This is a genomic window from Amnibacterium sp. (assembly GCF_025463795.1).
Classification (GTDB): Bacteria; Actinomycetota; Actinomycetes; order Actinomycetales; family Microbacteriaceae; genus Amnibacterium.
Window position 1 is genome coordinate 1 of the sequence record NZ_JAODBE010000201.1, and the last position, 19,558, is coordinate 19,558.

The 19,558-nt window shown below is 73.0% G+C and carries 22 protein-coding genes and 1 pseudogene; 6 read left to right on the plus strand and 17 right to left on the minus strand.

Going from position 1 to position 19,558, the window contains the following annotated elements; genetic code table 11:
- Nucleotides 1-1,167: dihydropyrimidinase (gene hydA / locus JWQ92_RS16525; RefSeq protein ID WP_297345559.1), on the minus strand; the 1,167-nt coding region annotated here is incomplete at its 3' end.
- A 28-nt stretch (nucleotides 1,168-1,195) separates the two neighbouring features.
- Nucleotides 1,196-2,044: a nitrilase-related carbon-nitrogen hydrolase gene (locus JWQ92_RS16530; protein ID WP_297345560.1), complete on the minus strand. Its 849-nt coding sequence runs from the start codon at nucleotides 2,042-2,044 to the stop codon at nucleotides 1,196-1,198.
- Between the two features lie 109 nt (nucleotides 2,045-2,153).
- Here JWQ92_RS16530 and JWQ92_RS16535 point away from each other — a divergent pair, with 109 nt between their 5' ends.
- The 5 genes from JWQ92_RS16535 (at nucleotide 2,154) to JWQ92_RS16555 (ending at nucleotide 5,226) form a co-directional block, all read left to right on the plus strand.
- Complete coding sequence (locus JWQ92_RS16535) at nucleotides 2,154-2,594, plus strand: helix-turn-helix transcriptional regulator (protein WP_297345561.1); 441 nt, start codon at nucleotides 2,154-2,156, stop codon at nucleotides 2,592-2,594.
- Nucleotides 2,595-2,603: 9 nt separating this feature from the next.
- Entirely contained in the window at nucleotides 2,604-3,002 is a 399-nt protein-coding gene (locus JWQ92_RS16540) for a VOC family protein (protein WP_297345562.1), read from the plus strand.
- A 45-nt stretch (nucleotides 3,003-3,047) separates the two neighbouring features.
- Nucleotides 3,048-4,070, plus strand: a complete 1,023-nt coding sequence (cofD, locus tag JWQ92_RS16545) for a 2-phospho-L-lactate transferase (protein ID WP_297345563.1) — start codon at nucleotides 3,048-3,050, stop codon at nucleotides 4,068-4,070.
- Nucleotides 4,071-4,155: 85 nt separating this feature from the next.
- Complete coding sequence (locus tag JWQ92_RS16550; RefSeq protein ID WP_297345564.1) at nucleotides 4,156-4,824, plus strand: LamG-like jellyroll fold domain-containing protein; 669 nt, start codon at nucleotides 4,156-4,158, stop codon at nucleotides 4,822-4,824.
- Between the two features lie 69 nt (nucleotides 4,825-4,893).
- Complete coding sequence (locus JWQ92_RS16555; RefSeq protein WP_297345565.1) at nucleotides 4,894-5,226, plus strand: hypothetical protein; 333 nt, start codon at nucleotides 4,894-4,896, stop codon at nucleotides 5,224-5,226.
- A 4-nt stretch (nucleotides 5,227-5,230) separates the two neighbouring features.
- On the opposite strand, the gene JWQ92_RS16560 is transcribed toward JWQ92_RS16555, so the two are convergent.
- The 7 genes from JWQ92_RS16560 to JWQ92_RS16590 all read right to left on the minus strand — a co-directional run bounded on the left by JWQ92_RS16560 (nucleotide 5,231) and on the right by JWQ92_RS16590 (nucleotide 12,849).
- A complete protein-coding gene (locus JWQ92_RS16560; protein ID WP_297345566.1) occupies nucleotides 5,231-6,859 on the minus strand; it encodes an alpha-amylase family glycosyl hydrolase in 1,629 nt (542 codons plus the stop codon).
- A 150-nt stretch (nucleotides 6,860-7,009) separates the two neighbouring features.
- The gene (cofC, locus tag JWQ92_RS16565) at nucleotides 7,010-7,630 is read right to left on the minus strand and encodes a 2-phospho-L-lactate guanylyltransferase (protein WP_297345567.1); all 621 of its coding nucleotides are present in this window, start codon (nucleotides 7,628-7,630) and stop codon (nucleotides 7,010-7,012) included.
- Nucleotides 7,627-8,430 carry a coenzyme F420-0:L-glutamate ligase gene (gene cofE / locus JWQ92_RS16570; protein WP_297345568.1) on the minus strand — a complete coding sequence of 268 codons (804 nt, stop codon included), beginning with the start codon at nucleotides 8,428-8,430 and terminating at the stop codon, nucleotides 7,627-7,629. The genes cofC and cofE overlap by 4 nt, the downstream gene beginning before the upstream one ends.
- A complete protein-coding gene (locus tag JWQ92_RS16575) occupies nucleotides 8,427-9,398 on the minus strand; it encodes a TIGR03557 family F420-dependent LLM class oxidoreductase (protein ID WP_297345580.1) in 972 nt (323 codons plus the stop codon). Before JWQ92_RS16575 ends, cofE begins: the two co-directional genes overlap by 4 nt.
- Before the next feature lie 91 nt (nucleotides 9,399-9,489).
- Nucleotides 9,490-10,155 (minus strand): MOSC domain-containing protein, encoded by a 666-nt coding sequence (locus JWQ92_RS16580; protein ID WP_297345569.1) that lies wholly within the window; start codon nucleotides 10,153-10,155, stop codon nucleotides 9,490-9,492.
- A complete protein-coding gene (coaD, locus tag JWQ92_RS16585; RefSeq protein ID WP_297345570.1) occupies nucleotides 10,133-10,633 on the minus strand; it encodes a pantetheine-phosphate adenylyltransferase in 501 nt (166 codons plus the stop codon). The genes JWQ92_RS16580 and coaD overlap by 23 nt, the downstream gene beginning before the upstream one ends.
- A gap of 29 nt (nucleotides 10,634-10,662) precedes the next feature.
- Nucleotides 10,663-12,849, minus strand: coding sequence for an ATP-dependent DNA helicase RecG (locus JWQ92_RS16590; RefSeq protein WP_297345571.1), 2,187 nt, complete (start codon nucleotides 12,847-12,849; stop codon nucleotides 10,663-10,665).
- A 173-nt stretch (nucleotides 12,850-13,022) separates the two neighbouring features.
- On the opposite strand from JWQ92_RS16590, the gene JWQ92_RS16595 reads away from it, so the two are divergent.
- Nucleotides 13,023-13,601 carry an RsmD family RNA methyltransferase gene (locus JWQ92_RS16595; protein ID WP_297345572.1) on the plus strand — a complete coding sequence of 193 codons (579 nt, stop codon included), beginning with the start codon at nucleotides 13,023-13,025 and terminating at the stop codon, nucleotides 13,599-13,601.
- On the opposite strand, the gene JWQ92_RS16600 is transcribed toward JWQ92_RS16595, so the two are convergent.
- From JWQ92_RS16600 to JWQ92_RS16635, 8 genes and pseudogenes are all read right to left on the minus strand, one after another.
- Nucleotides 13,598-14,080, minus strand: coding sequence for a hypothetical protein (locus JWQ92_RS16600; protein WP_297345573.1), 483 nt, complete (start codon nucleotides 14,078-14,080; stop codon nucleotides 13,598-13,600). The two genes, JWQ92_RS16595 and JWQ92_RS16600, sit on opposite strands and share 4 nt — an antisense overlap.
- 40 nt (nucleotides 14,081-14,120) lie before the next feature.
- Nucleotides 14,121-14,546 carry a hypothetical protein gene (locus JWQ92_RS16605; RefSeq protein WP_297345574.1) on the minus strand — a complete coding sequence of 142 codons (426 nt, stop codon included), beginning with the start codon at nucleotides 14,544-14,546 and terminating at the stop codon, nucleotides 14,121-14,123.
- Nucleotide 14,547: 1 nt separating this feature from the next.
- Nucleotides 14,548-15,549: a thiamine-phosphate kinase gene (locus tag JWQ92_RS16610; RefSeq protein WP_297345575.1), complete on the minus strand. Its 1,002-nt coding sequence runs from the start codon at nucleotides 15,547-15,549 to the stop codon at nucleotides 14,548-14,550.
- Complete coding sequence (locus JWQ92_RS16615) at nucleotides 15,546-16,040, minus strand: DUF3515 domain-containing protein (RefSeq protein WP_297345576.1); 495 nt, start codon at nucleotides 16,038-16,040, stop codon at nucleotides 15,546-15,548. The genes JWQ92_RS16610 and JWQ92_RS16615 overlap by 4 nt, the downstream gene beginning before the upstream one ends.
- Nucleotides 16,037-17,122, minus strand: a complete 1,086-nt coding sequence (locus JWQ92_RS16620) for a D-alanine--D-alanine ligase family protein (protein ID WP_297345577.1) — start codon at nucleotides 17,120-17,122, stop codon at nucleotides 16,037-16,039. The genes JWQ92_RS16615 and JWQ92_RS16620 overlap by 4 nt, the downstream gene beginning before the upstream one ends.
- A 125-nt stretch (nucleotides 17,123-17,247) precedes the next feature.
- A complete protein-coding gene (locus JWQ92_RS16625) occupies nucleotides 17,248-18,255 on the minus strand; it encodes an NAD(P)H-dependent glycerol-3-phosphate dehydrogenase (RefSeq protein WP_297345578.1) in 1,008 nt (335 codons plus the stop codon).
- Nucleotides 18,255-19,001, minus strand: coding sequence for a 1-acyl-sn-glycerol-3-phosphate acyltransferase (locus tag JWQ92_RS16630; RefSeq protein ID WP_297345579.1), 747 nt, complete (start codon nucleotides 18,999-19,001; stop codon nucleotides 18,255-18,257). The genes JWQ92_RS16625 and JWQ92_RS16630 overlap by 1 nt, the downstream gene beginning before the upstream one ends.
- Nucleotides 18,994-19,558, minus strand: a pseudogene (locus JWQ92_RS16635) (UDP-N-acetylglucosamine 1-carboxyvinyltransferase); the annotation flags it as partial. The gene JWQ92_RS16630 and the pseudogene JWQ92_RS16635, both read right to left, overlap by 8 nt.

Sequence of the window (19,558 nt, forward strand, 5' to 3'; positions counted from 1 at the left end):
CCGCGCCGGCGTCGTCGAGGTGATCTCGACCCAGCGCGGCAGGATGATGTGGCCGTCGACGACGCCCTGGTAGAGCAGGTCCATGCGGTGCTCGACGGAGCCGATGCCGTTCGGGATCTTCGAGAAATCGCTCAGGCCCATGTCCTTCTGACCCTTCATGCAGAACGGGCAGTGGTCCGTCGACACCATCTGCAGGTCGTTCGTGCGCAGCGCCTGCCACATGTGGTGCTGGTGGCCCTCCTCCTTCGCGCGCAGCGGCGTGGAGCACACCCACTTCGCGCCCTCGAACGAGCCCCACTGCTCGCTGGAGGCGCCGAGCTGGTCCTCGAGGGAGAGGTAGAGGTACTGCGGGCAGGTCTCGCCGAACACGTTGCCGCCGCGGTCCCGTGCCGCCGCGATCTGCTCGACGGCCTGCTTCGCGGAGACGTGCACGACGTAGAGGGGCGCGCCGGTGAGGTCGGCGATCATGATCGCGCGGTGGGTCGCCTCCTCCTCCGTCTGCCACGGCCGGGTGAGCCCGTGGTACAGCGGCGAGGTGGTGCCGGCGGCGACCGCCTGCTCGACCAGCACGTCGATGACCGAGCCGTTCTCGGCGTGCATCATCATCAGCGCGCCGTTCTCGGCGCCCTTCTGGAACGCCCGGAGGATCTGGCCGTCGTCCGACAGGAAGACGCCCTTGTAGGCCATGAAGAGCTTGAAGCTCGTCACGCCCTCGCCGATCAGCTCGTCCATCGCCGTGAGGCTCGACGGCTGGACGTCGGACAGGATCTGGTGGAAGCCGTAGTCGATGGCGCACTGCCCGGCGGCCTTCTCGTGCCACGCCTGGTACCGATCGAGCACCTGCTCGTGGGGGTACTGCACGACGAAGTCGACGATCGTCGTCGTACCGCCCCACGCCGCCGCGCGGGTGCCGGTCTCGAAGGTATCGGAGGCGAAGGTGCCGCCGAACGGCATCTCCATGTGCGTGTGGGCGTCGACCCCGCCGGGGATGACGTACTTGCCCGCCGCGTCGATGACGGTGTCGACGTGCCGTTCGACGTCGAAGCCGAGCAGGGTCGACCCGGGCGCGAGCACGGCGGCGATCGTCTCTCCGTCGATCAGCACGTCGGCCTGCGCGGTGCCGGTCGCGTTCACGACCGTGCCGTTCTTGATCAGCGTCTTGGCCATCGGTGGTGCTTCTCTCGTTCGCTGCAGGTCAGGGGGCGGGGATGGCCGTGTAGGTGTCGGGCCGGCGGTCGCGGAAGAACTGCCACGCGTTCCGCACCTCGCGGATCAGCCCGAGGTCGAGGTCGCGGATCACGACCTCCTCGTGCTCGTCGCTGCCTCGGGCTCCGACGAAGTTGCCCTGCGGGTCGCAGAACTGACTCGTCCCGTAGAAGGTGACGGCCTTCTCGCCGTACTCGTTGTCCTCGCGGCCGACGCGGTTCGGGGCGGCCACGAAGTAGCCGTTCGCAGCGGCGGCAGCCGCCTGCTCGAGGTCCCACAGCCGGTTGGAGAGGCCGGGCTTCGTCGCGTTCGGGTTGAAGACGATCTCGGCGCCGTTCAGAGCCAGCTCGCGCCACCCCTCCGGGAAGTGGCGGTCGTAGCAGATGTAGACGCCGACCTTGCCGACGGCGGTGTCGAACACCGGATACCCGAGATTCCCCGGCCGGAAGTAGAACTTCTCCCAGAAGCTGTCGAGGTTCGGGATGTGGTTCTTGCGGTACTTCCCGAGGACGGCGCCGTCCGCGTCCACGACGACGGCGGTGTTGTAGTAGACGCCCGGTTGCGCCTCCTCGTAGATGGGCAGCACCATCACCATGCCGAGCTCGGCCGCGAGCGCCGCGAACCGCCGAACGGTGGGCCCGTCGGCGGGCTCCGCGTAGTCGTAGTACTTCGCGTCCTCGACGATGCCGAAGTAGGGGCCGGTGAAGAGCTCCTGGAAGCAGATCACCTGTGCGCCCTGCGCAGCGGCCGCGCGGGCGAAGCCCTCGTGCGCGTCGAGCATCGAGGCCTGGTTCCCCGTCCACGACGTCTGTGTGATCGCCGCGCGGACGACGGTCATCGGGGGCTGCTTCCGGCCATCGGTTCCTCCCGGACCCGCGTGGGGGCCTCGGTCCCATCGTGGCACTTCGGCCGCCCCCGCGGCCACTGCCTGCTGGTACCGTCCCGGGATGACCCCGCAGCGCCTCCAGGAGCTCGTGTTCCTGCGTCGCGCCCGGGACCTCATCGACCGCGACTACGCGCTCCCGCTCGACGTCGTGACGATGGCGCAGCGGGCCGCCATGTCGCCGGCGCACTTCTCCCGCCGCTTCAAGGAGGCGTACGGCGAGACGCCGTACGGCTACCTCATGACACGGCGCGTGGAACGCGCCATGGCGCTGCTCCGGGCCGGGGCGAACGTGACCGACGCCTGCATGACCGTGGGCTGCACCTCGCTCGGCTCGTTCAGCTCCCGCTTCAGCGAGCTCGTCGGCGAGACGCCCTCCGCCTACCGGGCCCGCACCCACGACGACGTGGAGGCGATGCCGGCGTGCATGGTCAGGGTGCTGACCCGTCCGAAGCGGTACGCGTCGAGCAGGATCCGAGAAGCGGCCGGGCCGCCGGCGTCCTAGCCTCCCGGCATGGCTGTCGCACTGAACTACACGATGATCACCGTCGGCGACGTCGAGGAGGCGCTCGGGTTCTACCGGGACGCCCTCGGCTTCCAGGTGCGGAACGAGGTCGCATCGGGCGGGTCCCGCTGGGTGACGCTCAGCGCGTCGGAGGGCCCCGACATCGTCCTCACGGACCCGCGGGCGGGGCGCTCGGAGACCGAGGCGGACACGATCCACGAGCTGCTCGTCAAGGGCTCCCTGCCGCCGGTGTTCCTCCGGGCCGACGACCTCGACGACGTGTTCGAGCGGGCCCGTGCCGCCGGCGCGGAGGTGCTCCAGGAGCCGATCGACCAGCCGTGGGGACCTCGCGACTGCGCCTTCCGGGACCCGTCCGGCAACACGGTGCGGATCAGCCAGGCCTCCTGACTCCATCCCCAGCAGGGCGCGGCAGCCGCTCCGTAGGCTGACGGGGTGCCCGCCCCCCGCATCGTCGTGCTCGCGGGCGGGGTGGGCGGCGCGAAGTTCGTGCGCGGCCTGCGTCGCCACGTCCGTGCCGCCTGGCCCGACGGCGCCGGTGGATCCGACGCCGACGTCACGGTCGTCGCGAACACGGGCGACGACCTCTGGCTGGCGGGGCTGCGCATCACCCCCGACCTCGACTCGCTTCTGTACGCCCTCGCCGGGGTCAACGACACGCATCGCGGCTGGGGCCGGGCAGGCGAGAGCGAGCGGGTGAGCGGCGAGCTCGCCGCCTACGGGGTCGGCTGGCCGTGGTTCACCCTCGGCGATCTCGACCTCGGCACCCACATCGCCCGCACCGCGCTGCTGAAGCAGGGACTGCCGCTGTCGGCCGTCGTGGAGCGCTTGAGCGCGAGATGGCCGCTCGGCGTGCGGCTCGTGCCGGCGACCGACGACGAGGTCGAGACACACGTGCTCGTCGAGGAGGACGGCGTTCCCCGCGATCTGCACTTCGAGGAGTGGTGGGTCCGTACCCGCGCGAAGGTGCCCGCCCACGCGTTCCTGCAGGTCGGGGTCGAGACGGCGAGGCCCGCGCCGCCCGTCCTGCCGGCGCTCGCCGAGGCGGACGTCGTGCTGCTCGCGCCGTCGAACCCGGTCGTCTCGATCGGCACGATCCTCGGGATCCCCGGCATCCGCGAGGCCCTGCTCGAGACGGCAGCGCCGATCGTCGGCGTGTCCCCGATCATCGGCGGCTCGGCCGTCCGGGGCATGGCCGACGCGTGCCTCCGCGCGATCGGGGTGCAGACGAGCGCGGCGGCGGTCGGCGGGCACTACGGCGCGCGGAGCGACGGGGGCCTGCTCGACGGCTGGCTCGTCGACACGTCCGACGAGGCGTCGGTCGGGGAGCTCGCGTCCGCCGGCGTGCCGACGAGCGCCGTACCGCTCTGGATGCACGACGACGAGGCGTCCGCCGCCATCGCCGCCGAGGCGCTCACGATGGCCGACCGGTTACGGGCCCGCGCACCGTCCCGTTGACGGAACCCCTTCCTTCCTGCAGCCAGCCTGACTAGCGTCGACGTGCGGAGCGACCCGGCTCCCCATCAGAATGCGAGGTTCCCGCGTGCGACGAATCGCTCTCGGTCTGGCTGCCGCCGCGTCGGCACTCGGCATGACCCTGGCCGCGGCCGCCCCCGCGTCCGCCGCGTCGACGCAGGTGGCGCTCTGGAACATGGGCGACACCGGCTCGACCATGGCCGACGCCTCGGGCCACGGCCACACGGGCACGTTGCACAACGTGTCGACGGGGCAGCCCGGCACGTCGAGCGGCAAGGCGTTCGGGTTCTTCTCCCACCCGTCGTACGTCTCGGTGCCGAGCTCCTCCGAGCTGAACCCGGGCACGAGCAGCTTCTCGTTCACGCTCCACGTGAAGTTCTCGGCGAAGCCGTCCGGTGACTACGACGTGCTGCGGAAGGGGCTCTCGACGACGGACGGCGGCAGCTACAAGGTCGAGATCCTCGCCGGCGGGAACGCCTTCTGCGACTTCCGCGGGTCGTCGGCCCAGGGGTCGGCCTCGAGCTCCGGCAGCCTCGCCGACAACGCGTGGCACACCATCACCTGCGCGCGCACGTCGAGCTCGGTGAAGGTGACGGTCGACGGGAAGACCTCGTCCAAGTCCGTGTCGACGGGTTCGATCTCGAACTCGGGATCGCTCTACATCGGCGCGAAGAGCAGCAGCGGCGACGACCAGTACCGGGGCCTCGTCGACCGGGTGTCGGTGAACCGCGGCTGACCGACGCGGTCTGCCCTTCGTCAGTCGGAGCACATCGGGCTCCGAGGCGGCGTTCCTGCGGTCGAGCCCATGACCGAGCGCACCGACCTCCCGCTGCCCGACTTCGACCACATCCCGCTCGGCACCCTGCCGTCGCGGATCAGCGCGCTCGATGCGGGCGGCGTCCAGCAGCTGCTCGACTACGAGCAGGCCCACGGGGACCGGCTCCCCGTCACGGAGGTGCTGCGGCACCGCATCGAGGCGCTGCGGAGCGGCGCGCAGCCGAGCGGCGCCGTCGAGCAGGCCATGCCCGAGGTCGCGCCCGCCGCGGGCGGCGGCTCCAAGGTGAGTCCCGCGACGACGGGCCCGAAGATCAACCCGCCGTCGCAGGGCGTGCCGACGAACCCCGCCCAGCCGCGCTAGCCCGTCAGGGCAGCAGCACCCAGCGGAAGCCGTGACCGGGCAGCAGTCCCCCGTCCACCGTCTCGTCGCCGAGGAGCAGCTGGCCCGCGGCCATGGCCTCGGGCAGAGGCCGGGGGTCGGCGGCGAGGTTGTGCGCGGCCGCGATGGAGCCGTAGCGGAACGCGGCGATCGCCGGATCCGCGTCCAGCCGGTCCGTGCGCGGCGAGGCGATCTCGGGATGCTCCCGCCACAAGCGGATGAGAGCCCGAACGAGGTGGAGGAGGCTGCCGGGATCCGCTTCCTGGTCCGCCACGTTCACGCTTCGGATCCCGAAGGGACCCTCCGTCACGAGGTGCGCCGCCTCGCCCTCCTGGCTGGTCGAGAAGCCGCCGCCGTCCTCGGCGGACCACTGCATGGGCAGCCGCACTGAGGCGCGGCCGGGCAGCGCGAGGTCGTCCCCCGTACCGATCTCCTGCCCGGCCACGAGCAGCGGGGCGCCCGGGAGCGCGAACAGCAGGCTGATGGTCATCCGCTTCCGCCGGTCGTGCTCCATCATCGGCGCCCATCCGCGGCGGATCCCCCGCCCGTAGATCCGCTCGTCCTCCTGGGGCGCGAACACGTCGAACACCCCCTGCCGCTGCTCGTCGGAGAGGTGGGACAGGTTCAGCTCGTCGAGGTTGCGCAGGAACTGCCGCCACGCCCCGTGCCGCACGGCGTCGTCGTGGCGGGCGACCGCAGCGCAGAGGGGGGCGGCGTCCTCGGTCGCGAGCGACAGCATCAGGGCGTTGTTCGGCAGGAAGGCGAGCAGCTGGTCGATCCGGCCCCGGTCGAAGTAGGTGGGCAGCTGCTCGGGGGCGAGGTCGACCTCGCCGAGCAGCGCGACCGACGGCGCCCGGTGGCGGAGGTAGCCGCGCAGGTCGTCGAGGCGGCGACCCGCGTCGGCCTGATCGCCCGGAAGGCCGATGTCGGCGAACAGCTCGCCCGCCGCGTCGATCCGGAAGCCGTCGGCGCCGAGCGCGATCCAGAAGTCGAGGATGCCCTTCACCTCCTCCCAGAGCGCGTCGGACGCGATGCGCAGGTCGGGCTCGAAGTCGTAGAACTTGTGGCGGTAGAAGGCGCGGGCCCGTTCCGAGCGCGTCCAGATGCCGTCGGCGCCGCGCTCGTTCGGGAACGCGCTCGCCGAGACGCTGTCGGGCGGCTCGGTCTCGCTCCAGATGTAGTAGTCGCGGAACCGGCTGCGGGGATCCGACTCCGCCGCCTGGAACCACGGGTGACGGTTCGAGGTGTGGTGCAGCACGAGGTCGAGGAGCAGGCGGATGCCGCGGGCGTGCGCCTCCTCGGCGAGCAGGCGGAAGTCGTCGAGCTCCCCGATGCGCGGATCGACGCCGAGGTGGTTCGTCACGTCGTAGCCGTTGTCGCGCCGCTCGCTCGGGTAGAAGGGCAGCAGCCAGAGGCAGTCGGCACCGAGGCGCTCGACATGGTCGAGGCGGGCGACCAGCCCCTTCAGGTCGCCGTTCCCGTCGCCGTCCGAGTCCTGGAACCGCAGCACGTCGACGCCGTAGATCACGGCGCGGTGGATCCAGTCGGGCGAGTCCGGGGAGTCCCCTGGTCCCTGCTCCTGGCGCGGGTCCTCGGATCGCTCCTCGTCGGGCATGGCACCAGTGTGCTCCCCGCCCGCCGGCGCCGCCTCCTCGTACGGACATCCCAGCGTGCTGCAGCGCGGGACGCGGCTTCTGCGGCTCCCTCGGACGTCTGCCGCCGGTACATCGACCGCGGACGTCCGGAGCAGCCGCAGACGCGGAGGCTAGCGGGCCGCGGTCAGGCCGAGGGTCGCGGCGGTGTGGCGGCCGACGCCGAGGCGGATCGCCGTCTGCAGGTCCTCGGGGGTGTCGACGTCGCGGCGCAGGCCCTCGGGCGCCCGGAGGAGCCGGTGGCCGAGCTCGCGGTGGCGGCGCGCGGATCCGACGCCGAACGCGGGGAGCAGCGGGACGCCGGGCTGGCCGGAGATCATCACGGTGCCGCTGCCGGACGCGTCGGGCACGACGCCGAGCGGCAGCTCCTCGGCCGCGGCGAGCGTGTCCTCGAGGTCCTCGGAGGTGAGCGCGGGCAGGTCCCCGAGCAGCACCGCCTGCCCGTAGTCGGGCCACGACTCCTGGGCGTAGCGGAGGCCGTCCGCGATCGCGTTGTTCAGCCCGGGCACGCGCTGCACCCGCACGGTGACCGCGACGGGCAGGGCGAGGTCCTCGACGAGCGCCGGGTCGTCGGTCATCACGAGGATCATGCGCACCCGCGACACGCCGGCCACCGCGTCGAGGGTGTCGCGCGCGATCGCCTCCGCGACGGCGGCGCGGTCCGCCCGCGGATGCAGCCGCGTCTTCGCGTCGGCGAATCGCTTGATCGGGACCAGGACCACCCAGTCGATCACTGCCCACCTTCGCTCTCCCGGTCGCCGTGCCATCCGGTCGACTCGCGCGAACCCTCCGCGTATCCGTCACGGTAGCCGTCGGCGTAGGCCTCGTCGGCCCCACGCCGGAACATGTCCTCGGGACCGACCCGCACGAGCGACCGGGCGCCCGGTCCGTCCTCCTCCGTGACGAGGCGGCCGAGCCCGCGGATCACCGCGACCGGGCGGTTCGCCGTCTTGCCCTTCACGAGGTCCGCCATCGCGGCGAGCTCGTCCGCGACGGCGACCACCGTGACGTCCATCCGCCTGCCCGCCGCGTCCGGCGTGCCGCGGAGGTCGTCGACGACGGCGACCCCTGCGGCGCCGATGGCCACGTCGGTCTGGCCGTGCCGCCAGGGGCGGCCGAGGGTGTCGGTCACGACCACGCCGATGCGCCGGCCGGTGCGTTCGGCGAGCGCGGCCCGGAGGCGGCGGGCGGAGGCGTCGGGGTCCTCGGGCAGCAGCAGCACGGTGCCTTCGGCGACGTTGCTCGCATCGACGCCCGCCGCGGCGCCCACGATGCCGAGCCGGTTCTCCACGATCCGGGTGACCGCGCCGCCCGGCTGCCGGCGGGTCGCGACGACCCGCACGGTCTCGGCGGAGATGGCCTCCTCGCGGTCGTCGGCGTGCACCTGCCGGCCCTCCGCCTTCGAGACGATCTTGCTGGACACGACGACCACGTCGCCGTCCTCGAGGTCGCCGACGGCGCCGGCGACGAGGGCGACGAGGTCGGTCCCCGCCTCGACCTCGGGGATGCCGTCGGGCGCGAATGCGCTGATCATCGCGTGATCTTGGGGAGCACGTCGCGGCTGAAGACGTCGATCCACTCGCGCTGGTTGCGGCCGACGTTGTGGAGGTAGATGCGGTCGAAGCCGAGGTCCGCGAACCGCTGGATGCTCGCCCGGTGCACGTCCGGATCGCTTCCGATGACCATCCGCCCCTCGAAGTCCTCCGGCCGCACCATCTTCGCCATCTGCTCGAACTCGAGTGGACTGCGGATGTCGCCCTTCGGGAACTTCATGCCGCCGTTCGGCCACTCGTGCATCGCGTTCGCGAGCGCCTCCTCGTCCGTCGCGGCCCAGGAGAGGTGCAGCTGGAGCACCTTCGGCGCGGCCGCGGGGTCCTTGCCCGCCTCGCGGCGGCCGTCGTCGAACTTCTGGAACAGCCCGGAGATCTTCTCGAGCGGCGCTCCGACAGTGATGAGCCCGTCGACGGTGCGGCCCGCACGTTTGGCGGTCACGGGGCCGGCGGTCGCGATGAGGATCTCGGGCCGCTGCTCCGGCATGGTCCAGAGCCGGGTGGACTCGAGCGTGAAGTACTTGCCCGAGTGCTTCACGTCCTTGCCGGCGAGCGAGCCGGTGAAGAGCTTGTCGATGATCTCGACCGCCTCGAACATCCGGTTGATCCGCTCGGGCGCCTCCGGCCAGTACTGGCCGACGATGTGCTCGTTCAGGGCCTCGCCGGAGCCGAGCCCCAGCCAGTGGCGGCCCGGGTACATGGCCGCCAGCGTCGCGGACGCCTGCGCGACGATCGCCGGGTGCCAGCGGAAGATCGGCGCCGTCACGCCGGGCCCGAAGTCGCCCTTCGTGCGCTCGCCGAGCGCGGTGAGCACGCTCCAGACGAACGCGCTCTGGCCCTGCGCGGGGACCCACGGCTGGAAATGGTCCGCGGCCATCACGCCGGAGAAGCCCTTCGACTCCGCGTAGGCGGCGAGCTCGACCGCCTCCGTCGGATGGAACTGCTCGAGCATGGCGGCGTAGCCGAACTGCGGTGCACTCACGGATTCATCCTCCCATCCGACGCGTGGCGTCTCCTCGGTCCGCCCGCAGGGGCGGCCGGGCTCAGGCGGGGGCTCGCCGCAGCGCCCGGTCCACGTGGCCGCGGAGCTTGTCCCGCAGCACGATCGCGCCGTCGGCGTGCGCGGCGAGGAGCACCTCGGCGTCCGTCGGGGCCTGATGGCGGAACCAGCGGCCGATCGTCACGCCGTGCTCGGGGCGCTCGACGACCTCGATGTCGTCGCCCGCTCGGATCGACCCGGCCTTGAGCACGCGGAGGTAGGCGCCGGGAGCGCCGTGCTCGCGGAACCGGTCCTGCCAGCCGGGAACGCCCATCCGGCGCTCGAACGTGCCGCACGGCGTGCGCGGGTAGGTGACCTCGAGCAGCGCCTGCTGCCCCACCCGCCAGCGCTCGCCGATCACCGCATCCGTCACGTCGATCCCGCTCGTGCGGAGGTTCTCCCCGAACAGGCCGGGCGGCACGTCCCGCCCGAGCTCGTGCGAGAAGTGGAGGGCGTCCTCCTCGGCGTACGCGTACACGGCCTGGTCCTCGCCGCCGTGGTGCCGGCGTTCCGCCTGCACATCGCCGAACAGGCCGAAGCGCGACGCCCGCACCGCGCCGCCGACCGGCCGCTTGTCGATGGCGGTCACCCCGTTGCCCCGGTCGGGCAGCAGCTGGTGGACCCGGCAGACCGCGACGAGCAGCCCGTCAGCCACGTGCAGGCCGGCCACCCGGCTGCAGCACCTCGGCCACCGCCCGCGGCACGTACGGCCTGATGTCGCCGCCGAGCGCCGCCACCTGTCGCACGAGCGAGCTGGAGACGTGGCTCGTGCCGGGATCGCCGATGAGGAAGAGCGTCTCGACGCCGGCCAGGTCGCGGTTCACGATGGCCATCGGCGTCTCGTACTCGGCATCGGTGGACGAGCGGATGCCCTTCACCAGCACCTGCGCGCCGACCTCGACGCAGTAGTCGACGAGCAGTCCGACGCTCCACGAGTCGACGACGACGTCGCCCTCGACGCCCGCGTCCGCGATCGCCTGCTCGAGCAGCGCGACCCGCTGGGTGAACGGCAGCAGCGCCGCCTTGCCGGGGTTGTGGGTGACGAGCACGTGGAGCCGGTCGAACAGCGGAGCTGCGCGCTTCACGATGTCGAGGTGCCCGAGGGTGACCGGGTCGAAGGAGCCGGGGATCACGGCGACGCGGGGCATGATGTGGCTCAGGCTACCGGGGGGAACCGTCAGCTCTTGTCGAGGAAGGCCCGTGCGTCCTCGTCGCTGCTGCGCTCGATCGCGGCGCGCAGCACCGGGTAGCCCTCCAGCGACGGATCCGCCTCGAGCAGTCCGGCGGCCGCGTCCCGCGCGTCCTGGATGATGTCGCCGTCGCGCGTGACCCGGAGCAGCTTCAACTGCGATCTCGCCCCGGACTGGCTCGCGCCGAGCACGTCGCCCTCCCGCCGCAGCTCGAGGTCGGCCTGGGCGAGGGCGAATCCGTCGGTCGTGCCCGCCACCGTCGTGACGCGCTCGTGGCCGAGTACGCCCTCGGGCGCCGTCGTGACGAGGAGGCAGAGCCCGGGCAGGCCGCCGCGGCCGACGCGGCCGCGCAGCTGGTGCAGCTGCGAGACGCCGAACCGGTCCGCGTCGAGCACGATCATGAAGGTGGCGTTGGCCACGTCGACGCCGACCTCCACGACGGTGGTGGCGACGAGCACGTCGATCTCGCCCGCAGCGAAGGCGCGCATGACCCGGTCCTTCTCCTCGCCGGTCATGCGGCCGGTGAGGGCCTCGATCCGGCGGCCGGCGAGCGCGGGCTGCGCCCGGAGATCCTTCAGGGTGGCCGTGACCGTCGACATGGGGCGGGCGTCGTCCACGTCGAGCAGGTCGTCGTCCGCGTCCTCCGGTTCGTCCGCCCCGATCGCCGGGCAGAGCACGTAGCCCTGCCGGCCCAGGGCGACCTCCTCCCCCGCGCGCCGCCACACGTTCGCGATCCAGTGCGGCTTCTCGGCGAGCGGCACGACGTGCGTCTCGATCGGCGCGCGGCCCTTGGGCAGATGCCGGATGGTGGACGTCTCGAGGTCCCCGAACACCGTCATCGCGACGGTCCGCGGGATCGGCGTGGCCGTCATCACGAGCGTGTGCGGCGCGGACCCCTTGCGGCGCAGCACCTCGCGCTGCTCGACCCCGAAACGGTGCTGCTCGTCCACCACGACGAGGCCGAGGTCGTAGAACTCGGTCGACTCCGACAGGAGCGCGTGCGTGCCGACGACGATCCGCGCCTGGCCCGTGACGAGCCGCAGCGCCGCCCTGCGGCGCTCGGCCGCGGACAGCTGGCCGGTGACGAGGGTCGGCATCAGCTCGGCCGCGAGGTCGGGCCCGAGGGTCGCGACGATGGACCGCAGGTGCTGCGCGGCGAGCACCTCGGTCGGGGCGAGCAGCGCGGACTGGCCGCCGCTCTCGGCGACGGCGAGCATCGCGCGGAGCGCGACGAGCGTCTTGCCGGAGGCGACCTCCCCCTGCAGCAGGCGGTGCATCGGCGCCTCGCCCGCGAGGTCCTCGGCGATCTCGGTGCCGACGAGCCGCTGGTCCTCGGTGAGCTCGAACGGCAGCGTCGTATCGAAGCGCGCCAGCAGCCCGTCGGGCTGCGGGGTGCGCGGCGTGGCGGCGAACATCGCGCGGATGGCCCGGCGCTGCAGCAGCGCGGTCTGCAGCAGGAACGCCTCGTGGAAGCGCAGGGTGCGCTTCGCCTGCATCCAGTCCGCGTCGTGCTTCGGCTGATGGATGCGGCGCAACGCCGGCTCGTACCCCATCAGGCGCGCGGTTCGGCAGACCTCGAGCGGCATCGGGTCCTCGATGCCCGCGATCGCGTCGAGCGCGATGCCGACGGCCTTGCGGATGTTCCAGGTGTCGATGGATCCCGACGCGGGATAGATCGGGATGGGCACCTCGTGCCAGGCCCTCGCGCCCTCCGGATCGACCTCGGGGTCGGGCGGCTCGTCGCCGCTGCCGTCGAACAGCTCGTAGCGCGGGTGGGTCAGCTCCCGCATGCCCTTGTAGAAGCGCACCCGCCCGCTGAACATGCCGCGGACGCCGGGCTTCAGCGCGCCCGCCTTGCTCGCGTCGACGCGGAAGGGCTGGTTGAAGAAGACGAGGGTGAGGGTGCCGGAACCGTCGGAGATCAGCACCTCCTGGCGGGTGCCGCGGCGGTTCATCATCGAGCGGGACCCGGCCCGGAGCACGTCGGCGACGATCGTGACGTCCGTCTCGAGCGGGAGGGCGTCGAGGCGGCTCAGCTCGCCGCGCTTCTGGTACCGGCGCGGGTAGTGGGTGACGAGGTCGCCCACCGTGTGCAGGTCGAGCGCCTTTCCGAGCACCTTCGCGGTGCGGTCGCCGAGCACACCGGTGAGCTTCTGATCGAGCGGCCCCGGCATGGGGCCATGCTAGAAGGCAGGGCCGACGGCAGGCAGCCCCGCTTCGGGCGCGGAGCCACATCACGCCGTTCCGGAGTTCCTGCGCGACACACCGCCTTCCGCCGCCGGGCCGCGGCGTGTCATCCGGTTTCTCCGGAACGGCGCGATCAGCGGCACCCGCCAGGATGGTCGGCATGCCTCGCATCATCAGCGGGTGGGCCGGTTCGCTGCAGCTTCGGACGCCGCCCACGGGCACCCGGCCGACCAGCGACCGGGTGCGCGAGGCGCTGTTCTCGGCGCTCGAGGCGCGCGACGCGATCCGGAACGCCCACGTGCTCGACCTCTTCGCCGGGTCCGGCGCGCTCGCGTTCGAGGCCCTGTCGCGCGGGGCGGCGAGCGCCGTGCTCGTCGACAAGGGGAACGGCGCCGCGAAGGCGATGCGGCAGAACCTCGCGCAGCTGCAGCGAGCGGCGCCCGCCGGGGTCGACCTCGACGTCCGCGTCGTCGTCCGCCCCGTCGCCGGCTACCTCGCGACGCCGACCGGGCCGGCGCCGACGCTCGTGTTCCTCGATCCGCCGTACGACCTGCCGGGCGGGCAGGTGACCGACGCGCTCTCGGCGCTCGTGCGGGTCGCGGCGCCCGGCGCGCTGCTGGTGCTCGAGCGCTCGGTGCGCGACCGGACGCCGGCGTGGCCCGACGGAGTGGCCCTCGACCGCACCCGCACCTACGGCGACACCGCGGTCCACCTGCTCGAGACGGAGAGCGGCTCCTAGATCGAGCCCCAGCGCTGCCCGAACATCGCGTACGCGACGATGCGCTCGTACCGCAGCGCCCCGCCCGGCAGCAGCTCGTTGTCGTCGAACTCGAACGGCAGCAGTGCCGCCTCCGCCCAGCGGAACAGGGCTCGCGCCATCGCGAGGCGGTCCGGATCGGCCGCCGACTCGGGCTGCTCGAGCCCGAGGGCGAGGGTGGCGGCGAGCGCCCGCAGCCGGACGAGCACCCGCGCCTCGGCGACGAGGCCCACGCGCCGCCGCGACGTGCCCGTCACCCGCCAGAACGCGGGCAGCAGCTCGGTCAGGCCGCGCTCGACGAGGTCCGCCTCGCGCAGCTCCTCACGGAACCGCACCTCCTCCTGGACGGTGGGCACGATGATCGGCCCACGGCCGGTGAGGATGAGCTGCAGGTCGCGGATGCGATCGTGCAGCAGCCGGAGGTGCTTCGACACCACCGCATCCGTCGTTCCCCGCCGCATGCCCGGCACCATAACCCGGCCCGGCGACCCCTCCGACCCGTCAGCCTGGGAAGCTCCCGAAGCTCCCGAAGCCGCCGAAGTCGTCGCCCAGCGCCGTGTGCGCGAACCGGAAGAGGGCGACGGCCGCCGCGAGGTCCTGCTCCTCCAGCGGGGAGCGCGGCCCGGGCCGCTCCTGGAGCCGCAGCGCCAGCACCGACGCGGTCACCCGGATGTCGGCGAGCACCTCGGCATCCTCCCCGCTCACGACGGCGCGAGGGGCTCCCGGCTGCAGGTCCCACGCCGTCGGCAGCAGCACCCCGAGGCCGCGTTCGAGCGCGGCGAGCTCCTCGTCGCGCCGGACGAGGCCGTCCCGCGCATCCGCGGACAGCAGGCCGTCGAGCGCCGCCGCGATCGCGGCGCGCTGCTCCCGGACACGGCCGAGCCGGTCGGCGAGCACCGCCTCCCTCGCTCCGCTGCGCCGCGCCACGTCAGTCCCGGCGGGGGGCGAACGAATCCCAGCCCGCGGTGGCCTCCGCCGTCGGGAGGCCGTCGACGAGCACGTCAGGCTCCCCCGCCACGACGGCCCCGACGATCCGGAACGGCGCCGGCAGCACGGCGCCGTCGGGGAAGCAGGCGAGCAGGCCGTGGTCCTCCCCCGCGGTCAGCACCACCGAGCGGGCGACCTCGTGGGTCACGGCGAGCGCCTGCGCCACCGCTCGCACGTCGTGGTCGAGCGCGGTGCCGTCGAGGTCGAGCACCACCCCGCTCGCCCGCGCGATGCGGGAGGCGTCGAGCAGCAGGCCGTCCGACACGTCCAGCATCGCCGTGGCACCCGCTGCCGCGGCCGCGGGGCCGGCCGAGAGCGGCGGGCGCGGCGCCAGCTGCTCGTCGAGGAGCTCCGGTCGTTCGCGCCGCAGTGCGGCGACCGCGGCGGCGCCGTCGGCACCGAAGAGCAGGCGGAGCGCGGCCCCGGCGCGGCCGAGGGACCCCGCGTAGGCGACGACGTCGCCGACGCGGGCGCCGCTGCGAAGCACGGGCGCGGCGTGGTCGAGCGAGCCGACGGCGGTCACGGCGACGGTGAGGGTCGGCGACATCGTCAGGTCGCCGCCGACGACGCCGCAGCCCGGCGCCAGCGCTGCGCACGCCTCCGCGAACCCGTCCGCGATGCCCTCCAGCACGGCCACGGGGAGGTCGGCCGGCGCGGTGATGGCCACGAGCAGTCCCGTGGGACGCGCCCCCATCGCGGCGATGTCGGCGAGGTTGGTCGCCGCGGCCTTGAACCCGATGTCGCGGGGCGTCGACCAGTCCCTGCGGAAGTCGGGGCCCTCGACCATCACGTCCGTCGTCAGCACCACCCGGCCGTCGGGTGCGGCGAGCACCGCGGCGTCGTCGCCGGGACCGAGCAGCGTGCCGGGCGAGCCGGGCAGGCGCGGGACGATGCGGCGGAGGGCCGACAGCTCCCCCACGACGGCCAGCCGGTCGTCGGTCACGGTGCCGGACTCGCCGTCGCCTGCGACGCCGTGGTGCAGTGCCGCGTCACCGTCGGTATCGCTGCTACGACCGCGTCGGAGATCGTGGGCAGCACGTCGTTCACCGACGCCTTCTTCGGATCGACGACGACCTGCGTGGCGGGCGTCCGCCCGAAGGTCGTGATCACCTCCCGAGCGTTCGACCCCGACCCGGTGTTCGCGAGGATCCAGTCGACACCGGACGCGGTGTAGCACGGGTCGGTCGTCGGGCCCGGGGGCGTCACGCCGCATCGCAGCTGCACCGCCTCGGGGTCGCCCCACGCCGCCGTGCCCTGCGAGTCGGTCTCCCGCTTGCCGAAGGCGCCGATGGTCTCCGGCAGCCGCACGATCAGCGCCGCGCAGCCGGTGTCCGTCGCCGCCGGTGCCGGAGTCACCGAGATCGACGGCGTGCAGCCGGCGAGCGCGAGCAGCGCACCGGCCGCCACGACGACGGCGAGCAGGCGCCGGGTCATCGGGCCTGTTCGATCAGGTCGGTGATGAGGTCGGGGTACGCCAGCCCCGACTCCTGCCAGCACCGGGGGAACATCGAGATCGGCGTGAAGCCGGGCATGGTGTTGATCTCGTTGACGACGAAGCCCTCGCCCGTGAGGAAGACGTCGATCCGGGCGAGCCCACGACCGTCGATGGCCTCGAACGCGCGCACCGCGAGGCGTTCGAGATCCATCCGCTCGCCGTCGCCGAGCTCGGCCGGGCAGACCAGATCGACGCCGGGTGCGTCGAGGTACTTGGCGGCGAAGTCGTAGAAGGGCCGGCCGGTCACGATGACCTCGCCCACGGCGGACACGCGCACGCCGCCGCCGCCGCGCGCGCCGAGCACGCCCACCTCGAGCTCGCGCCCCTCGAGGCCGCGTTCCACGAGCACCCGTGAGTCCTCGGCGAAAGCGGTGTCGAGCGCCGCGTCGAGCGCATCCGGCCCGTCGACCTTCGTGACCCCGACGGAGGAACCGGCGCGCGCCGGCTTCACGAACACCGGGTATCCGAGCCCGGCCACGCGCCGGCGCAGCCACGTGTCGTCGCCGCGGCGGTCGGCCTCCGTGAGCGCCACCCACGGCGCGACGGGCACGCCGGCGGCCTCGAGCACGGTCTTCGTGAAGTGCTTGTCCATGCCGAGCGCGGAGGCGAGCACGCCGTTGCCGACGTAGGGCAGCCCGACGAGCTCGAAGAGGCCCTGGATGGTGCCGTCCTCGCCGAACGGGCCGTGGAGGATCGGGAGCACGACGTCGACGTCGCCGAGCGACTGCGTCGAGCCGTCCGGCCGCCGCACGGTGAGCTCCCGGCTCGAGGCCGACTCGGGCCAGCGCACCCGCGTGCCGTCGTCGCGCACCTCGGGCAGCGCCTCCGGGTCGAGTCCGAAGACGGCCGGGTCGTCGCGCTCGAGCACGAACGCCCCGTCGCGGGTGACGCCGACGGGGATCACCTCGTAGCGGGCGCGGTCGATCGCGGCGAGGACGCCGCCCGCGGTCGCGCAGCTGATGGCGTGCTCGCTGGAGCGTCCGCCGAACACGACCGCCACACGGGCCCGGGGATCCGTCACCTCTCGAGCGTACCCAGGCCCCGCCCCTCCGCCGTTTTCAGGACCCGCCCCCGGTTGTCAGGAGGATCGGGGGCTGGAACCGGCGTGTCGGGCGGGGACTCCGGAGAACGGCGGATGGAGGAGGGCTACTCGCCCACCGGGACGGCCTCGCCGGCCACGTGGGGGGCGATGTCGCGGGGGTCGAGCGTGCCCGCGATCACATCGGCGACCTGCTGGGCGATGGGCATCGCGACACCTCGTGTGGCGGCGAGGTCCAGCACCGGCTGGAGCGAGGTGAGCCCCTCCGCCACCTGGTCCATGGTGCGGAGCACGTCGTCGACGCTGTAGCCCTGGCCCAGGAGGCGGCCGGCGCGGTTGTTGCGCGAGAGCGGCGACTCGCTCGTGGCGATGAGGTCGCCGAGGCCGGCGAGACCGGCGAGGGTCTCCGGCTGGGCGCCGAACGCGACGGCGAACGCCGTCATCTCGGCGAGGCCGCGGGTGAGGATCGACGCCTTGGTGTTGTCGCCGTAGCCGACCCCGACGACGATGCCGGTGGCGACCGCGATGAGGTTCTTCAGCACCCCGCCGAACTCGGTGCCGATCACGTCGGTGTTCGTGAAGGTGAGAAAGTAGCGGTTCGCCGCGGCCAGGGCCACACGCTCAGCGGTCTCCTGGGAGGACGACGCGACGACGGCCGCGGTCGGCTGGCCACGGGCGATCTCGGTGGCGAGGTTGGGGCCGGACACGACGGCGATCCGCTCGTCCGGGACGCCGAGTCCGTCCCGCAGGACCTCGCTCATGCGGAGGCCGGTGCCGTTCTCCACACCCTTCATGAGGCTGACGACGAGGGCATCGGCCGGCAGCGCGCGGCGCACGTCGCCGAGCACGCCGCGGAGGGACTGGCTCGGAACGGACAGGAACACGATCTCGGCGTCCGCCAGCACGGCCGGGAGCGAGGAGTCGACGCGGATGGACTCCGGCAGCAGCACGCCGGGGAGGTAGTCGTCGTTGCGGTGCCGCCGGGCGATCGACTCGGCGAGCGCGGGTCGGCGCGCCCAGAGCGCGACCCGGTCGTCGGCGTCGGCCAGCACCTTCGCGAAGGTGGTGCCCCAGCTGCCGGCGCCGAGCACGGCGACGCGCGTGCCGTCGGCCATCAGAACCTGCCCGTCTCGGTCTGACCATGCTTCGAGGGATCCCACCGATCGGCCGGCGCGGTCTCGCCGCGCAGCTGCTCGAGCAGCGCGGTGACCGCGGTCATGATCGCGGCGGTGGCAGCCAGCAGCGCGGCCGGGTCGGTCGCACGCCCGGTCCAGGGCGTGAGGTCGACGGGATCGCCGAAGAGCACGTCGATGTGCGGGCGGGGCGAGAGCCGGAGCCGCTTCGAGTAGATCGGCATCAGGCCCTGCGTACCCCAGTGCGCGACGGGGATCACCGGGATGCCGAGGTCGAGCGCGAGTCGGGCCGCGCCGGTCTTGCCCCGCATCGGCCAGAGAGCCGGATCGCGGGTCAGCGATCCCTCCGGATACACGATCACGCAGTGGCCCTCGGCCACGATCCGCTTCGCGGCGTCGATGGGGATCGCCCCGCGCTGCATCCCGCCGCGCTCGACCGGGATCTGGCCGACGCCGCGCAGCAGCGCGCCGATCACGGGCACCGCGAAGAGCGACGCCTTCGCCATGAACCGCGGTGCACGGCCGAGCCGCCACACGGCGACGGCGATCACGAGCGGATCGATGTTCGAGTTGTGGTTCGGGGTCAGGATGAACGGTCCGGTCGCCGGGAGCTTGTCCCGGGCACGGATCGTGAGGTGCGAGGTGCCGCGGACGAACGGCACCGCGATGGCACCGAGGATCCACCAGAGCGACGGCCGGAGCTTCTCCTGCCGCGGCCGGTCAGCCATCGACCGTGAAGCGCGCCCCCAGCGCCCGGAGCTTGCCCTCGAAGTTCTCGTACCCCCGGCTGATGATGCCGACGTTCCGGACCGTCGACGTGCCCGTCGCCGTCATCGCGGCGATGAGGTGCGAGAAGCCGCCCCGGAGGTCGGGCACCTCGATGTCGGCGCCGTGCAACGGGGTCGGGCCGGTGATGACGGCGGCCTGCTCGAGGTCGCGCCGGGGCACGCGGCGGTGCGGGGCCGCGAAGCCGCGCGGGTGAACGCGGATGTCCGCGCCCATCTTCTGCAGCGCCTCGGTGAACCCGAACCGGTTCTCGTACACCGTCTCGTGCACGGTGGAGACGCCCTCGGCCTGGGTGAGCGCCACGACGAGCGGCTGCTGCCAGTCCGTCATGAAGCCCGGGTGCACGTCCGTCTCGATGACGACGGGCTTCAACGGCCCGCCCGGGTGCCAGAAGCGGATGCCGTGCTCCTCGACGTCGAAGGCGCCGCCGGCCTTCCTGAAGATGTTCAGGAACGTCATCATGTGCTCCTGCTTCGCGCCGTGCACGAACACGTCGCCG

Excerpts from the sequence above, each read along its gene's own strand:
- JWQ92_RS16560 (WP_297345566.1), bottom strand. The coding sequence starts at position 6,859 with ATGCCCGACGAGGAGCGATCCGAGGACCCGCGCCAGGAGCAGGGACCA.
- JWQ92_RS16530 (WP_297345560.1), bottom strand. The coding sequence starts at position 2,044 with ATGACCGTCGTCCGCGCGGCGATCACACAGACGTCGTGGACGGGGAAC.
- JWQ92_RS16575 (WP_297345580.1), bottom strand. The coding sequence starts at position 9,398 with ATGCTCGAGCAGTTCCATCCGACGGAGGCGGTCGAGCTCGCCGCCTAC.
- JWQ92_RS16630 (WP_297345579.1), bottom strand. The coding sequence starts at position 19,001 with ATGGCTGACCGGCCGCGGCAGGAGAAGCTCCGGCCGTCGCTCTGGTGG.
- JWQ92_RS16625 (WP_297345578.1), bottom strand. The coding sequence starts at position 18,255 with ATGGCCGACGGCACGCGCGTCGCCGTGCTCGGCGCCGGCAGCTGGGGC.
- JWQ92_RS16540 (WP_297345562.1), top strand. The coding sequence starts at position 2,604 with ATGGCTGTCGCACTGAACTACACGATGATCACCGTCGGCGACGTCGAG.
- cofE (WP_297345568.1), bottom strand. The coding sequence starts at position 8,430 with ATGATCAGCGCATTCGCGCCCGACGGCATCCCCGAGGTCGAGGCGGGG.
- JWQ92_RS16600 (WP_297345573.1), bottom strand. The coding sequence starts at position 14,080 with ATGCGGCGGGGAACGACGGATGCGGTGGTGTCGAAGCACCTCCGGCTG.
- coaD (WP_297345570.1), bottom strand. The coding sequence starts at position 10,633 with ATGCCCCGCGTCGCCGTGATCCCCGGCTCCTTCGACCCGGTCACCCTC.
- JWQ92_RS16615 (WP_297345576.1), bottom strand. The coding sequence starts at position 16,040 with ATGACCCGGCGCCTGCTCGCCGTCGTCGTGGCGGCCGGTGCGCTGCTC.
- JWQ92_RS16555 (WP_297345565.1), top strand. The coding sequence starts at position 4,894 with ATGACCGAGCGCACCGACCTCCCGCTGCCCGACTTCGACCACATCCCG.
- JWQ92_RS16590 (WP_297345571.1), bottom strand. The coding sequence starts at position 12,849 with ATGCCGGGGCCGCTCGATCAGAAGCTCACCGGTGTGCTCGGCGACCGC.
- JWQ92_RS16535 (WP_297345561.1), top strand. The coding sequence starts at position 2,154 with ATGACCCCGCAGCGCCTCCAGGAGCTCGTGTTCCTGCGTCGCGCCCGG.
- JWQ92_RS16595 (WP_297345572.1), top strand. The coding sequence starts at position 13,023 with ATGCCTCGCATCATCAGCGGGTGGGCCGGTTCGCTGCAGCTTCGGACG.